Annotated in this window: 13 protein-coding genes; 5 read left to right on the plus strand and 8 right to left on the minus strand. The window is 63.8% G+C overall.

Annotated features, from left to right (window positions below):
* Window positions 1-2: 2 nt before the first annotated feature.
* The gene (locus ACP7DW_RS08185; protein WP_298410665.1) at window positions 3-767 is read left to right on the plus strand and encodes an SDR family NAD(P)-dependent oxidoreductase; all 765 of its coding nucleotides are present in this window, start codon (window positions 3-5) and stop codon (window positions 765-767) included.
* A gap of 541 nt (window positions 768-1308) precedes the next feature.
* A complete protein-coding gene (locus ACP7DW_RS08190; RefSeq protein ID WP_298410663.1) occupies window positions 1309-1734 on the plus strand; it encodes a VanZ family protein in 426 nt (141 codons plus the stop codon).
* Between the two features lie 18 nt (window positions 1735-1752).
* On the opposite strand, the gene ACP7DW_RS08195 is transcribed toward ACP7DW_RS08190, so the two are convergent.
* Window positions 1753-2031: a hypothetical protein gene (locus ACP7DW_RS08195; protein WP_426054594.1), complete on the minus strand. Its 279-nt coding sequence runs from the start codon at window positions 2029-2031 to the stop codon at window positions 1753-1755.
* 220 nt (window positions 2032-2251) lie between these two features.
* Here ACP7DW_RS08195 and ACP7DW_RS08200 point away from each other — a divergent pair, with 220 nt between their 5' ends.
* Window positions 2252-2689 (plus strand): hypothetical protein, encoded by a 438-nt coding sequence (locus tag ACP7DW_RS08200; RefSeq protein ID WP_426054593.1) that lies wholly within the window; start codon window positions 2252-2254, stop codon window positions 2687-2689.
* A gap of 51 nt (window positions 2690-2740) precedes the next feature.
* Here ACP7DW_RS08200 and ACP7DW_RS08205 read toward each other — a convergent pair whose 3' ends face one another.
* Entirely contained in the window at window positions 2741-3868 is a 1128-nt protein-coding gene (locus ACP7DW_RS08205) for a M24 family metallopeptidase (protein WP_426054592.1), read from the minus strand.
* Window positions 3869-4304: 436 nt separating this feature from the next.
* Here ACP7DW_RS08205 and ACP7DW_RS08210 point away from each other — a divergent pair, with 436 nt between their 5' ends.
* A complete protein-coding gene (locus tag ACP7DW_RS08210; protein ID WP_426054591.1) occupies window positions 4305-5303 on the plus strand; it encodes an LLM class flavin-dependent oxidoreductase in 999 nt (332 codons plus the stop codon).
* Window positions 5304-5502: 199 nt separating this feature from the next.
* Window positions 5503-6726, plus strand: coding sequence for an MFS transporter (locus ACP7DW_RS08215; RefSeq protein WP_426054590.1), 1224 nt, complete (start codon window positions 5503-5505; stop codon window positions 6724-6726).
* Between the two features lie 43 nt (window positions 6727-6769).
* Here the strand turns inward: ACP7DW_RS08215 and ACP7DW_RS08220 are convergent, their stop codons facing one another.
* The 6 genes from ACP7DW_RS08220 to ACP7DW_RS08245 all read right to left on the minus strand — a co-directional run bounded on the left by ACP7DW_RS08220 (window position 6770) and on the right by ACP7DW_RS08245 (window position 14094).
* Entirely contained in the window at window positions 6770-8395 is a 1626-nt protein-coding gene (locus ACP7DW_RS08220; protein ID WP_426054589.1) for a M28 family peptidase, read from the minus strand.
* Between the two features lie 137 nt (window positions 8396-8532).
* Complete coding sequence (locus tag ACP7DW_RS08225) at window positions 8533-9369, minus strand: HDOD domain-containing protein (RefSeq protein WP_071079117.1); 837 nt, start codon at window positions 9367-9369, stop codon at window positions 8533-8535.
* 121 nt (window positions 9370-9490) lie between these two features.
* Window positions 9491-10567, minus strand: a complete 1077-nt coding sequence (locus ACP7DW_RS08230; protein ID WP_426054588.1) for a BMP family ABC transporter substrate-binding protein — start codon at window positions 10565-10567, stop codon at window positions 9491-9493.
* 21 nt (window positions 10568-10588) lie between these two features.
* Window positions 10589-11518 (minus strand): ABC transporter permease, encoded by a 930-nt coding sequence (locus tag ACP7DW_RS08235; RefSeq protein WP_426054587.1) that lies wholly within the window; start codon window positions 11516-11518, stop codon window positions 10589-10591.
* Window positions 11511-12587 (minus strand): ABC transporter permease, encoded by a 1077-nt coding sequence (locus tag ACP7DW_RS08240; RefSeq protein ID WP_282406000.1) that lies wholly within the window; start codon window positions 12585-12587, stop codon window positions 11511-11513. The genes ACP7DW_RS08235 and ACP7DW_RS08240 overlap by 8 nt, the downstream gene beginning before the upstream one ends.
* Window positions 12580-14094: an ABC transporter ATP-binding protein gene (locus ACP7DW_RS08245; RefSeq protein WP_426054586.1), complete on the minus strand. Its 1515-nt coding sequence runs from the start codon at window positions 14092-14094 to the stop codon at window positions 12580-12582. Before ACP7DW_RS08245 ends, ACP7DW_RS08240 begins: the two co-directional genes overlap by 8 nt.
* Window positions 14095-14300 lie beyond the last annotated feature (206 nt).

Raw genomic sequence — 14300 nt, forward strand, 5'->3', positions numbered from 1 at the left:
ACATGAAACTAGTCAATAAAACCGCCATCGTCACGGGCGCCACGCAAGGCATCGGCCTGGCTTGCGCCACCCGCCTGATCGCCGAAGGGGCGCAGGTGATGTTGGTCGACATCAAGGAAGAAGGCGCGCAGGCGGCCGCCGCGCTCGGCCCGCAGGCGCGCTTCTTTTGCGCCGACGTCAGCCAGAAGGCGGACGTGGACGCCATGCTGAAGGAAACCCTGGCCCAGTTCGGCCACGTCGATATCCTCGTCAACAATGCGGGCGTGACGCACGCGGCCGATTTCCTCGACGTATGCGAAGACGATTTCGACCGGGTCATGCGCATCAACCTGAAATCGATGTTCCTGTGCGGTCAGGCCGTGGCGCGCGAGATGGTCAAGCGCAACAGCGGCTGCATCATCAATATGTCCAGCGTGAATGCGGAGCTGGCGATCCCGAACCAGGTGCCGTACGTGGTGTCGAAAGGCGCCATCAACCAGCTGACCAAGGTCATGGCCTTGAACCTGGCCACGCACGGCGTGCGCGTGAACGGCATCGGCCCGGGCACCATCCTGACGGAACTGGCCAAGCAGGCGGTGCTGTCGAGCCCGGAGGCGCGCCACACGATCCTGTCGCGCACGCCGCTGGGGCGCTGCGGCGAACCGGAAGAAGTGGCCGGCATCGCCGCCTTCCTGGCCAGCGACGACGCCACCTACATGACGGGCCAGACCATCTATGTCGATGGCGGACGCATGGCGCTCAACTACACGGTGCCCGTGAAAGAGTGAAACAGGCGAGTTATATAAAAAAATAATAATGCATATCTAAAAAGATCATTAGACACATATCGTGCGACGCAGCATAATGCACCTGTCTCCACTATTCTCCTCCAAGAAAATAGTTTTAAGCCCGCTTTCACCAGCGGGCTTTTTTTTTGCTGTCACTCCTGAAACATGGCCATTCTTGCCACGATATCCAATCTTCCCGGTCATTCTGCCGGCCGAAAAAAATGTTGCGGCGTGTCATCAGCCCGTCATGTTGGCTCCTTATACTTGCTTCATCTGCTGTACAGGCAACCGATATGCCTGACTACAGACAGGTGTGCCGCGATGGCACACCACTCCCCTTTCATGACTGTGGCGGGCGCCGGCAAGGCGCGCGACATGGTGAGTACCGAGCAACTCTCAACTCTTGACCCATTTCATTTGGGTTTTTGGCCCGCGTCCTCGCGGGCCTTTTTTTTGCCTGATCGGCAAGCTCTTGCGCAAAAACATGGTGACCCGCCACGCACATGATATTGTGACTGCCTTTCCACCGTCCTGACGCACCATGCCTGCACCCTTGCTCGAACTCTGTTTTGCCGACCGCCACGCACGCCTGCGCTACCGCACGGCCCTGGTGTTGTATGCCCTGGTGATTTTGATCGGCGACATACCGGGCGTGCGCGCGGACGTGGGCCAATATGCGTCAGGCGGCGTGCTGCATTCCTTCGGCTATGGCGTGCTGGCCCTGATCCTGTTCAGCGGCACAGGCGGCGGCATGGCGCGCCGGGCGCTGCTGTCGGTGCTGATGGTGGCGGCCATGGGCGCGCTGGACGAGTTCATCCAGAGTTTCCTGCCTTACCGCCGTGGGGCCGTGAGCGACTGGGTGGTCGATATCACGGCCGCCACGGCGGTCTGCTTGCCGCTGTGTTTCCTCTGGCCCAAAATGGTCGCCGCTGCCCTCGGCAAGGGTACGCCGCAATCGAATGCCTGAATGGGACATGACCGCCCGTCAGGCGCGGTCCGCTTCGCTATCCTGCAATGCCAGGGGCAACTGCCCCTGACTGCGCGCACCAAGGCGCCGCATCAGCGCGCGCGTCTCGCGCCGGCTGCCGGCCCCCATGGCGCGAGCCGCATCGCGCTGCATGTCGAGCAACTGCTCCGAGCGCGCCAGCCGCACCAGGCCATGCAAGGCCTGCGCCAGCACATGGCGCGCACGGGCATCGCGCGCGGTGCCGCCGACGGCCTGCACCAGTTCATCGATCAGTTTTTCGGTAGGACCAGATGACATTTTTTCTCCCGATTCAACAGTGAGGAATCGTGCGGCCGCACGACCTAGTGATTACCAGCATCGTTTATACCAAGCACGGTAATTCAACGCTTGATCTGGCTCAATCGCTGATGACGGCGACAGAACATCCCGGCGCCACCATGCTCTTACATGCAGCAATCGCTGCTATCCGCATCACCGCGGGTGCCGATCCTGAGTGTTCGACCATGAGGAGACCAAGATGAGATCGAAAAAAACCCTGCTGCTGGCCGGCCTGGCCTGTACCTTGCTGGTAGCCTGTCATTCCACGGACAGTACCAGCCTGGCGCGCAGCAATAGCGGCGAAACCTACGCCGCACCGGCCGGCACGACGCCGCAAAGCAGCATGCCGGCCAGTAGCATGCGCAGCGATATGGATCAGTCCGGCATGAACATCAGTTCAGCGACGGTGCAGTCGATAGAAACCGTGCCACGCGGCATGGATCAAGGCAGTGCCGACATGCAGGCGGGCACATCGGGTACCGCCGGCAGCACCTCGGGTGCGGCAGGCAATATGCTGTACCGCGTCACCTTGCGGCTGGACGACGGCACGACGCGCACCTTCATGCAAAATACCCAGCCCGTCTTCCAGATCGGCGAGCGGGTCAGCGTGCAAAAAGGCGTGATGCAGCGCTATTGACAGGTGCCGGGGCTTGCCGCTGCCTGACGATGGCCGCTGCACAGGGCCGCATCAGGCCAAGGCCAGGGTCAGCGGGCGGCTGCGCCCCTGCACCATGGCCGAGGGCCAGGCCGGGTCATGCGTCAGGTTGTGCAATTGGTTGCCATCGAGCAGAAAGGTGTCTTCCACCGTGCTGCCGGGCAGACTCGGGTGGAAGGCCAGCGCCATGCCCCGCTTGAGGAGGATTTCCGTGTGCGCGCCGGCCGCCACTTCGGGCGCCAGGTAGCCATGGATGCCGCCCTGCCGTCTGGTACGCACCGTATCGGGCTGGCCTGCGAACGCGTAAGCGCTGTCGAGCGCGTGATACACCATGCTCAGCGCGTGGCCCGTTTCGCAAGCGTCGAGCGCCACCGCTTCCAGCGCCAGCATGGCGGCATCGGCATCGTCCATGGCCACCGCCGCGCCATCGGCGCGATGCTGCGCCGGGCCGAAGCGGCGTTGACGACTGAGGCTGGCGCACAGGCCGAAACGCCGCGCGCACAGGGCCAAGACGACTTGCGTACCCAGCACCACCTGGGCCGGCGGCGCGCGCCGATACCGCTGCTGGCGCTCCGCGCCGCTGACCAGCACGTGCACGGCCTGCAAGCCCCGCAGCCACAGCGCACGCACGCAAGCGGCAGCCAGTTCCTGCTCGCTCCAGTCGGGACGGGCCTGGCGCAGCGCATCGGCGGCCGCGCCGGCGGCCAGTTGCCCCACCTGCCGATAACGCAGTTGCTCCGATTCCAGCAGCACCAGCCGCTCTTCGCGCAAGGCCACGGGCAGGCTGCGCTCGTGCAAGCCGGGCCGGTCGGACAGCACCGGCGCACCACCGGCCGCATGCTGCACGAAATGCTCGCGCAACTCATACAGCTGCGGCTGCATCCAGGGCGACACTTGCCACGTCCATGGCCCGCGCACTTCTTCCTCGCGCATGCGCATGGCTTCGGCTTCGTCCGTCAGGATATAGGCCGCGTCGCGCGTCACCAGCACTTCCGCGCAGCCGCACTCGGCCGTATGGCAATGGCTGTTCGATGCGCCCGCCGTGGCCCACGCAAACCAGTCCACGCCGCGCAGGCGCACGGCGCCGGCACGTTCCTGTTCCAGCCAGCCCCGCATCTGCGCCAGCTTATGCGCCACTTCCAGTTCCAGCGGCCAGTTCATGACCGCCCCTCGTTCGGGTTCAGGCGCGGCACCACCCCGCCTGCCTTGCCTGGCGCCAGCCGGGCCTCCTGTTGCTCATGCATAGCTGCTCCCTTCCTATATGGAAACATCAGACCCGCATGCGCATAAAAAGTTCGGCGCCCGGATTCGTCTCAGGCTTGCAGTCTATGACTTCCCTCTAATTTTGCAAGCGGCTATTTCGCCGGCTCGCTCAAGACAGCCGTGTACATTTGCAGAGGCAGCAGCAGCTGCTGTTCCGTGATGAACGCGTGTTCGGAATGCCGAGTTTTTTACCGATCAGTACGCAAATTCCCGATTCGCATTATCATGTGTCCAGCCTGTCTTCCCCGCCGCGCCGTCATGGGTGACCCTGCCAGCGTCAGGGGATAGACAAATCGTCCATTGTGATTTTCCACCACGTCCCGATATCGCTACCATGATTCCATTTTCCATACTCGACCTCGCGCCCATCGCTGAAGGCAGCAACGCCAGCGAGTCGTTCAAGAACACGCTCGACCTGGCGCAGCACGGCGAACGCTGGGGCTACAACCGCTACTGGCTGGCCGAACACCACGGCATGCCCGGCATCGCCAGCGCCGCCACGGCCGTCGTCATCGCCCATGTGGCGGCCGGCACGACAACCATCCGCGTGGGTGCGGGCGGCGTCATGCTGCCGAACCATTCGCCGCTGGTCATCGCGGAACAGTTCGGCACGCTGGAAGCGCTGCACCCGGGCCGCATCGACCTGGGCCTGGGCCGCGCGCCCGGCTCCGACCAGACCACGGCGCGCGCGCTGCGCCGCGACCTGCAATCGGACGCGGAACAGTTTCCGCAGGACGTGCTGGAATTGATCGACTACATGTCCGACGAGCCGCGCCAGCGCGTGCTGGCCGTGCCCGGCAAGGGCGCAAAAGTGCCCGTGTGGATACTGGGGTCGAGCCTGTTCGGCGCCCAGCTGGCCGCCCACCTGGGCTTGCCGTATGCGTTCGCCTCACACTTCGCACCGCAGATGATGCTGCAAGCGGTGGCGTATTACCGCGAACACTTCAAGCCGTCAAAACAGTTGGCGAAACCGTACGTGATGCTGGGCTTTAATGTGTTCGCCGCCGACACGGATGCGGAAGCGCATCTGCGCGCCACCTCGATGCAGCAGGCATTCGTCAACCTGCGCACGGGCCGCCCGTCGCGCCTGCAGCCGCCCGTGCCCGGTTATCTGGAACAGCTGGGGCCACAGGAACGCGCCATGCTCGACTCCGTCCTGTCGTGCACGGCCATCGGCGCGCCGGACACCGTCAAGGCAAAGATGGCTTCCTTCATCGCCGAAACGGGCGCCGACGAGCTGATGATCACCTCGCAGATTTTCGAGCACCAGCACCGCCTGCGCTCGTATGAAATCACGGCGCAGGTGCATGCGGAGCTGGCCCGGCAACAGTAACTGACAGTTTTCCTCCCTCGGTATTTCCCCAAATACCCTTTTCCCGGCCGTCGGCAACGATCGCCGGGATTTTTTTGCCTGCCGTTTGGCCTGCACGGTTTCCTTCCACCCCGCCGCAAAATCGGCCCTGCCCGGCAGGATATGCGCCACCCCGCTATCATGCTCGTCCAAAAGCATCATTCCAAGAAAGTTGTATCGCATGAAATCAACACCATCCACTATCGACGCCAGCGCCTTGCTGACGTCGACGCGCATCCTGTTGTTCGCCCTGTCCGCCGGCGTGCTCGTCGCCAGCCTGTACTACGTGCAGCCGCTCACCTCGATGCTGGCCGCCTCGTTTGGCGTGAGCGTGCCGCAAGCGGGCTACCTGGTCACGGCCACGCAGATCGGCTATGTGCTGGGCATCGTCTTTTTAGTCCCCCTCAGCGACGTGCTGAACCGCCGCCAGTTGCTGACGTGGATGCTGATCGCCAAGATCGGCGCGCTGCTGCTGGCTGCCACCAGCCAGAACATCATCGTCTTCGCCATCGCCAGCGTCTTGATGGGCATCACATCCAGCGCCTTGATGGTGGTGACGGCCATGGTGGCCTCGTATGCGCCCGACCACAGCCGGGGCCGCATGGTAGGCACCGTCATGACGGGCTTGTTGTTGGGCATCTTGCTGGCGCGTACCGTGTCCGGCACGGTGTCGCAGATCAGCGGCGGCTGGCGCAGCGTCTACGTGCTGGCCGCCGTCGTCGTGGCGGCCCTGCTCGTCATGCTGCGCCGCATCCTGCCGAACGAGACGCCACGTGGCAAGCTGCAATACGGCAAGCTGATGGCCTCCTTGGCCGACATCATCCGCCAGGAACCGTTGCTGCGCCAGCGCGCCCTGTTCTCGGGCCTGGGCCTGGGCACCTTCAGCGTGTTCTGGACGGGCCTGACCTTTTTGCTCAGCGGCGCGCCGTATCACTATTCGGAAATGCAGATCGGCCTGTTCGGCCTGGCAGGCGCCACGGGCGCCTTTGCCGCGAATACGGCGGGCCGCATGGCCGACCGCGGCTATGCGCGCCAGGCCACCTGGCTGCTGGCAGTCGCCTCGATCGCGGGCTGGGCCCTGATCGGCTTCGGCGCCCATTCGCTGGTGCTATTGCTGATCGGCATCGTCCTGCTGGACATGGGCGTGATGGGCCTGCAAGTGACGCACCAGTCCATCATCTATAAACTGGCGCCGCATGCGCGGGCAAGAGTCACCACCGTGTTCATCGCGGGCGGCTTCATCGGCGCGTCGGCCGGCTCGGCGCTGGCCAGCGCCAGCTTTGCCGCTGGCGGCTGGCCCGCCCTGTGCATGGTGGGCGGCGCCATGCCGCTGTTGCTGCTGCTGGTGTGGAGCAAGTACCGATTCGAGCAGCGAAGGCTGGGGTCAGACCCCCGGGGAAGTTAACGCTAATCTTGCTGTTGGCGGTGTTGAGGGTCTGAGCCCGGGTTTATTTTGCGGCCTGGTCACGCGCCTTGCCAAACGCATCGCCCGCCTTCCACGCCGGCATTTTCGCGGCGTTGGCCACAGCTTGCCCCAGGTTCAGCGTAAATTGCGCCTGCTGCGTCATGCCGGACAAATCCCAGCTGGCATCGTACTCATCGGTGACTTGATGGTAACGGGGGCCGTAGGCGGCCGCCTTGGCTTTCGACTCTGCCACGTCCTTGATGTACTCGCGGCCGCCATTGATGGAAAACGCGGGCACGCCTGCCTTGGCAAAGCTGAAATGGTCGCTGCGGAAATAGCCACCGGCCAGGTCGGGACGCGCCTGGGCGATGTGCATGTCCATGGATTTCGCCACCGTGGCAGCCATGGCGCCCAGGTCCGTGCGCTCGCTACCCTGCGCGCCGATGTCATGCGTGGCACCGATGAAATTCAAGCTGTCGAGGTTCAGCGCGGCCGCCGTCTTGTTCAAGGGCCACAGCGGGTCGGCCGCATACGCGGCGCTGCCCAATAAACCCTGCTCTTCGGCCGCCACCCACAGGAAGATCTGCGTGCGCTTCGCCGGTTTTTTCACGGCTTCCTGCGCCATGGCCAGCAAGCCGGCCGTGCCCGAGGCGTTGTCGACGGCGCCGTTGTAGATGGTGTCGCCCGCTTTTTCGTCATTCTTACCTTGCTTGCCCAGGTGGTCCCAGTGGCCGCTGTAGATGACGGCTTCATCCTTCAATGCCGGGTCGGTGCCTGGCACCATGCCGGCGATATTGAATTGTTCCACCTTGCGCACGATGGACTTCATGTCGCCCGACAACTTGGCGTTCAAGGCGACGGCCTTGAAGTCCTTGCTTTCCGCTTGCGCGCGCAAGGCGTCCAGATCCTGGCCACCGGCCGCGAACAGACGGCGCGCGGCCTCTTCCGCGATCCAGCCCTGCAGCGGAGTGCCGGCAGTGCGGTCCGCCAACTGGAAGCGTTCGCTGCCGCTCCAACTGTTCTGCACCACGCTCCAGTCGTACGAGGCCGACGGTTTCGTGTGGATCAGCAACACGCCGGTCGCGCCCTGGCGCCTGGCTTCCTCGAATTTATACGTCCAGCGGCCATAATAAGTCAGCGCCTTGCCGGCAAAGCGGTTCGGATCAAGAGCAGTGGGCTGCGGGTCGTTGACCATCATGACGACGATCTTGTTTTTGACATCGACACCCTTGAAATCGTTCCAGCCCTCTTCCGGCGCCGTGATGCCATAGCCGACGAACACCAGCGGCGCATCGAAGGTGTGGGCGGCAACGGAGTCGCCCGTGGCCCAGACCCAGTCCGGGCCGAACGCCAGCGGCACGGCCTTGCCACCGGCCAGCGCCTGCAGGCTGCTCTCGGCAGGCAGCGACTTCACGCCGGCGATTTGCACGCTCTGGCGGTAGCTGTTGCCGCGCACGGGGCGCAAACCGGCCATCTGCGCCTGGGTTTCCAGATACGCCACCGTCAGGTCGGCGCCCCGTTGGCCCGTGCCCCGGCCTTCCAGCAAATCGTTGGACAGGAAGGCCAGATGGGCGCGCAGCGGCGCTTCCAGTACCACGGGCAAACCGGTGGCGGCGTGCGCGGAAAACGCCAGCGCAGTCAAGGCGATGGAAGAAAACAGCTTCTGCATAAGATCCTTTGGGTAAGAGGAGGAAAGCGGTCCGGCGGATAGCCGGGCCGGCGATTGTATGCCATGGGGAAAGATGGATCAAAATGCGGACGAAAAAAATCCCCGCAACAAGGGCGGGGATAGACGATGGGGAAGCGTCAGACCAGCAGGGCCGCCGCCAGCGATTCGATCTCTTCGGCCGATTCCTCGAGTATCGTGTGCAAGGTGCTGCCGCCAATTCCAAAATCGATCTTCGCCGCCGCCAGGCGCCGCTCGGCGCTTTCCGGCGGATGCAGGGGTGAGCCGACAGGCGACAGATCGTTGGCCAGCACCAGGGTCGCGCCCAGGGTACGGGGCGGGAACGGGCTGCCGCCATGCCACATGCCTTCCACGGCTTGCAAGACCATGTCGGGCACTTGCAGCTGGCGCAGCACGCCGCGGCCGATCAGTTTTTCGCCGTATTCGATCCAGTCTTCCGTGTTGTCGTCGAGCAAGCCCGGATATTCCTCGGCGCGCGACAGCAGATAAAAGCCGCCCACCTCGTGCACGATGGCGGCGAACATGGCCGTTTCCACATCCACATGCGTGACTTTGCGCGCGATCACCTGGCTCAATGCCGCCACGTGGGCCGTGTGCTCCCACAGCTTGGCCCCCTTGGCGCGCAATTGCGGGTCGGTGATCTGACTGCCCAGCTGGCGCACGATGACGGACGCCACCATCGACTTTAATGTGGCAAAGCCCAGGCGCGAGACGGCTGCGCGCACATTGGCGATTTCATTGCCGGAACGGTTGTAGGCGGCCGAGTTGGCCAAGGCCACGACCCGCGCCGACAGCAGCGGCTCGGCCATGACCATGCGGGCGGCCGCCTCGATATGGCAATCGGGGTCGTCCAGCGCTTCCTGCAGCTTCAAGGTGGCCTTGACGTTGGCGGGGAACGTCAGCTCGCCCTTGCTCGCTTGCAGCGCGATAATCTTGAATACTTCCAGTCTGTCCATGGGTCGATCTCCGGTACGGGCCTATGCAGGCTCTGCTATGTGGATGGGCCGGGAATGCGCATGTATCCCCGGCCTTGCTCCCGTTTCCGGCAATATTACAGCAAGTTTAAAATCAAACCTATTACTTTCCGGAAACTTTCCCTGCCACGCCTTCGACAAAATAATCCATCTTCGTCAGCGCCGCATCGTCCAGCGCGCCTTTCTCCAGGCGCACCTTGCCATCGTTATCCTTGATCGGCGCGCTGAAAGGATTGAGCTTGCCAGCCACCATGTCTTTCTCGCGCGCCAATACAAACTGTTTCACATCAGCGGGCACGGCGGCGTTGATGCCTTCCAGCTTGACCATGCCATCCTTGATGCCGCCCCAGGTGCTGCTGGACTTCCACGTACCGTCCAGCACAGCTTGCGCCTGCTTCGTATAGTACTCGCCCCAATGGTGGGTGACGGCAGCCAGTTGCGCCTTCGGCCCGTACTTTTTCATGTCCGAGTGGTAGGCGATCGCATACTTGCCCTTCTCTTCCGCCGCCTGCACCACGGCGGTCGAGTCCGTATGGTGGGTGACCACATCGGCGCCCTGGCCGATCAGGGTGATGGCCGCGTCGCGCTCCTTGCCCGGGTCGAACCAGCTATTGACCCACACCACTTTCACTTCCGCCTTCGGGTCGACGCTGCGCATGCCGCGCGTGAAGGCGTTAACGCCCTGCAACACTTCCGGGATGGGAAACGCCGCCACGTAACCGGCCACATGCGTCTTGCTCATCTTGCCTGCCAACACGCCCGCCAGATAGCGGCCTTCGTAGAAACGGGCATTCGTGTTGGCCACGTTGACGGCCGTCTTGTAGCCAGTCAGGTGGATGAACTTCACATTAGGAAATTGCTTCGCCACTTTCAAGGTGGGATTCATGTAACCGAACGAAGTCGTGATGACCAGCTTGCTGCCCGTTTGCGCCAGATCGCGGATCACCCGTTCCGCATCGGCGCTCTCCGGCACGTTTTCCACGAACCTGGTGGTGATCTTGTTGCCCAGCGCCTTTTCCATTTCCTTGCGCGCCTGGTCATGCTGGGTGGTCCAGCCCGCGTCGCCGATGGGGCTGATGTAAACAAAACCGACATTCAATGGAGCGGCGGCGGGCGCGGCGGCCATGGCAGGCATCAGAATGGCACTGCAAACGGCGGCGCACAGTAATTTCTTGGACATGGTTTTCCTTGTGGTGAGTGATTAATTTCCGGGATTGAAATTTTTCCCCAGCGAAGCGGGCATGTTGAGCTTGATGTAATTGGCATTGCTGGAAATGAGCACGAGCACGACGATGGCCGCCAGATACGGCAGCATCGACAGCAGTTGCGAAGCGATGGGCACGCCCAGCGCCTGCGCATGGAAGGTCAGAATGGTGATGCCGCCAAACAGGTAGGCGCCGCCCACCACACGCGCGGGGCGCCAGGTGGCAAACGTGGTCAGCGCCAGCGCGATCCATCCGCGCCCCGCCACCATGCCCTCGACCCACAGCGGCGTGTACACGAGCGACAAGAACGCGCCGGCCAGGCCGCAGCAGGCGCCGCCGAACAGCACGGCCGCCAGGCGGATGCGGCGCACGGGATAACCGAGCGCATGCGCGGATGCGGGCGACTCGCCCACGGCGCGCAGCACCAGTCCCGCCCGCGTGCGGTACAAGAACCAGGCGATGGCCACGCACAGCAGCAGCGACAGATACACCATCGGATGCTGGCGGAACAGGGCCGGGCCCAGCACGGGAATGTCTTCCAGGAACGGGATGCCGAAGCGGCCGTTCTGCAAGCTGTTGCCCACGTACTTCAGGCCGATGTAGGTGGAGGCGCCCGCGCCGAACAGAGATAAAGCCAGGCCCGTCGCGTACTGGTTCGTGCCCAGCCATACGGTCAGCCAGGCAAAGAAGCCGGACAGCAGCATGCTGGCGCCCGCCCCGGCCAGGAAGCCCAGAGTGGGGCTGCCCGTGTTGACGGCCACGGCAAAGCCCGTGATGGCCGACACCAGCATCATGCCTTCCGCGCCCAGGTTCACCACGCCCGCCTTTTCATTGACCAATAAACCGAGCGCGGCGAGCATCAGCGGCGTGCCCGCATTGATGCTGGCGGCGATCAAGGGCGCTATCGTCAGGGCCAGGTTATCCATGTTTTCTCCAGCGCAATTTATATTGGATCAGCACGTCGCAGGCGAGCAAGGCAAACAGCAAGATGCCCTGGAACACGCCCGTAATCGCGCTGGGCAGCCCCAGGCGCGATTGCGCCAGTTCGCCGCCGATATAGAACAGGGCCATGACGAAGCTGGAAAAGAGGACGCCGACCGGATGCAGCCGCCCCACGAAGGCGACGATGATGGCGGCAAAGCCGTAGCCGGGCGAGACCGTGGGCGTGAGCTGCCCCATCGGTCCCAGCACTTCGCAGGCGCCCGCCAGGCCGGACAGGGCGCCGCAGATCAGCAGGGACGACCATAAAGTCTTGCGCGAAGAAAAGCCCGCATACCGCGCGGCGGCCGGCGCCATGCCGCCCACGCGCAGGCGAAAACCCGCAATGCTTCTGGATAAGTACAGCCAGCCGCCCAAGGAGGCGAGCAAGGCGAAGATGATGCCCACATGCAAGCGCGTGTCGCTGATCACCATCGGCAACAGCAAGCCGTCGGACAGCAGTTTCGATTGCGGAAAATTGAAGCCTTCCGGGTCGCGCAGCACGCCATACACGAGATAGCTGAGCAGCAATTGGGCGATGTAGACCAGCATCAGCGAAACGAGAATTTCGCTGGCGTTGTAGCGGTCGCGCAGCCACGCCACCAGGCCCGCCCACGCCATGCCGCCCGCCATGCCGGCCAGCAGGGACACGCCGATGACGGTCGCGCCGCCGACGCCATCGTCCAGGTACAGGGCCGCCGCGCCGCCGCAGATGGCGCCCAGGGTCAGTTGCCCTTCCGCGCCGATGTTATAGATATTGGCGCGAAAGCAGATGGCCAAACCCACGGCGATCAACAGCAGCGGCGCCACCTTGATGCCCAGCTCGGACCAGCCGTGCGCGTCGCGCAAGGGTTCCACGAAGAAGACGGCCAGTCCGGCCAACGGATCGTGTCCCAGCGCCAGAAACAGCAAAGCGCCGCACAGCACGGTCAGCAGCACGGCCAGCACGGGCGACAGCCACGACATCAGCCGCGACGGTGTCGGACGGGCCTCCAGGCGCAAGGCAAACTTAGCCATGGGCTACCTCCTGCGGCCACAGCCCGCTCATCCATTGCCCCACCTGGGCCACGCTGGCCTCGCCCACGTCCAGCGAAGGTGAAATCTTTCCTTTCGCCATTACCAGCAAGCGGTCGCTGATCTCGAACAATTCATCGAGTTCCTCCGACACGACGAGCAGCGCGCAACCGGCGTCGCGCAGCGCCAGCAATTCGGCGCGGATTTGCGCGGCCGCGCCCACGTCCACGCCCCAGGTCGGCTGCGCCACCACCAGCACGGTGGGTTCGCGCATGACTTCGCGTCCGACTATGTATTTCTGCAAATTGCCTCCAGACAAGCTGCGCGCCAGCGACTGCGGCCCGCCCGCCTTCACCTGGAAGCGGGCGATGATGGCGGCCGCCCGCTGCGCGATGACGTGATGACGCACGAAGCCGTGGCGGATGGTGGCGGGGGTCTGCAAGCTCAACAACACATTGTCGGCCAGCCCCATGTCGGGCACGGCGCCGCGTCCCAGCCGCTCTTCCGGCACGAAGCCGAAGCCCAGGGCGCGCCGGCGTCCCGGCGGCAAGCGTCCCGCCGGCGTGCCGTTCAGCACGATGCTGGCGGGGGCCGCGCGCATGTCCTCGCCCGACAGGGCGGCCAGCAATTCCTGCTGGCCATTGCCGGACACGCCAGCGATGCCGACGATCTCGCCCGCGCGCACGTCGAAATTGATGTCCGTCAACTGCGTGGCAAAAGGGTGGCTCTTCGGCAAGTCCAGCTGCCGCACGCTCAGCATGACGGCACCGGGCGTGCGCGCCACGCGCGTGACGGCGGGCGGTTCGGCGCCGATCATCATGCGCGACAGGCTGGCCGCCGATTCCTGGGTGGGATCGCACACGCCCGCGTTCTTGCCGGCGCGCACCACCGTGCAGGTATGGCACAGGGCGCGGATTTCGTCGAGCTTGTGGCTGATGTACAGGATGCTGCAGCCTTCGGCCGCCAGCTGGCGCAAGGTAGTAAACAGTTTCTCCACGGCGCCCGGCGTCAGCACGGAAGTCGGTTCATCGAGGATCAACAGTTGCGGTTTGGCCAGCAGGGCGCGCACGATTTCCACGCGCTGGCATTCGCCCACCGACAAGGTGTGCACGTGGCGCTGCGGTTCCAGGTCCAGGCCGTACTGGCGCGCCGTCGCCTCGATGCGCTGCGCCAGTTCCGCCATGTTGGTGCCGGCGGGCAAACCGAGGGCGATGTTTTCCGTCACGGTGAGCGTGTCGAACAGGGAAAAGTGCTGGAACACCATGGCGATGCCCAGCGCGCGCGCGGCCGACGGGTTGGCGATCTCGACCTCGCGGCCATTCCACAGGATGCGCCCGCCATCGGGTTGCACGGCGCCATAGATGATTTTCATCAAGGTCGATTTGCCGGCACCGTTTTCGCCGAGCACGGCGTGAATCTGTCCGGGCGCCACGGTGAGGTGGATGCCGTCATTGGCCACCACGGACGGATAGCGCTTGCTGATGTCGTGTAATTCGAGACGTGCCGTCATTGTTTTTTTCGTGCCTCGCTAAGTTGTCCGTCTATCGATCGGTGCGGCGTCAAGCCATCGCGATAGCTATCGTATCGGCATCCGCGGATGCTGGGGGGCTGGCGTTTGGCAGTCCATTTCTATTTCTGCAAAAAAACAACACCTGTATACAATTTTGAAAAAAATTAGCTGCTTTGCAGCCCCCGCCTTGCCCCACAAGGGCTGGA

This window comes from Janthinobacterium sp. PSRC1-1 (genome assembly GCF_049897525.1).
Lineage (GTDB): Bacteria > Pseudomonadota > Gammaproteobacteria > Burkholderiales > Burkholderiaceae_D > Janthinobacterium > Janthinobacterium tructae.

Bases quoted from the DNA above. Each gene is read 5' to 3' on its own strand.
- ACP7DW_RS08200 (WP_426054593.1), top strand. From the start codon at position 2,252: ATGAGATCGAAAAAAACCCTGCTGCTGGCCGGCCTGGCCTGTACCTTG.
- ACP7DW_RS08230 (WP_426054588.1), bottom strand. From the start codon at position 10,567: ATGTCCAAGAAATTACTGTGCGCCGCCGTTTGCAGTGCCATTCTGATG.
- ACP7DW_RS08215 (WP_426054590.1), top strand. From the start codon at position 5,503: ATGAAATCAACACCATCCACTATCGACGCCAGCGCCTTGCTGACGTCG.
- ACP7DW_RS08220 (WP_426054589.1), bottom strand. From the start codon at position 8,395: ATGCAGAAGCTGTTTTCTTCCATCGCCTTGACTGCGCTGGCGTTTTCC.
- ACP7DW_RS08195 (WP_426054594.1), bottom strand. From the start codon at position 2,031: ATGTCATCTGGTCCTACCGAAAAACTGATCGATGAACTGGTGCAGGCC.
- ACP7DW_RS08225 (WP_071079117.1), bottom strand. From the start codon at position 9,369: ATGGACAGACTGGAAGTATTCAAGATTATCGCGCTGCAAGCGAGCAAG.
- ACP7DW_RS08240 (WP_282406000.1), bottom strand. From the start codon at position 12,587: ATGGCTAAGTTTGCCTTGCGCCTGGAGGCCCGTCCGACACCGTCGCGG.
- ACP7DW_RS08205 (WP_426054592.1), bottom strand. From the start codon at position 3,868: ATGAACTGGCCGCTGGAACTGGAAGTGGCGCATAAGCTGGCGCAGATG.
- ACP7DW_RS08235 (WP_426054587.1), bottom strand. From the start codon at position 11,518: ATGGATAACCTGGCCCTGACGATAGCGCCCTTGATCGCCGCCAGCATC.
- ACP7DW_RS08245 (WP_426054586.1), bottom strand. From the start codon at position 14,094: ATGACGGCACGTCTCGAATTACACGACATCAGCAAGCGCTATCCGTCC.
- ACP7DW_RS08190 (WP_298410663.1), top strand. From the start codon at position 1,309: ATGCCTGCACCCTTGCTCGAACTCTGTTTTGCCGACCGCCACGCACGC.
- ACP7DW_RS08185 (WP_298410665.1), top strand. From the start codon at position 3: ATGAAACTAGTCAATAAAACCGCCATCGTCACGGGCGCCACGCAAGGC.
- ACP7DW_RS08210 (WP_426054591.1), top strand. From the start codon at position 4,305: ATGATTCCATTTTCCATACTCGACCTCGCGCCCATCGCTGAAGGCAGC.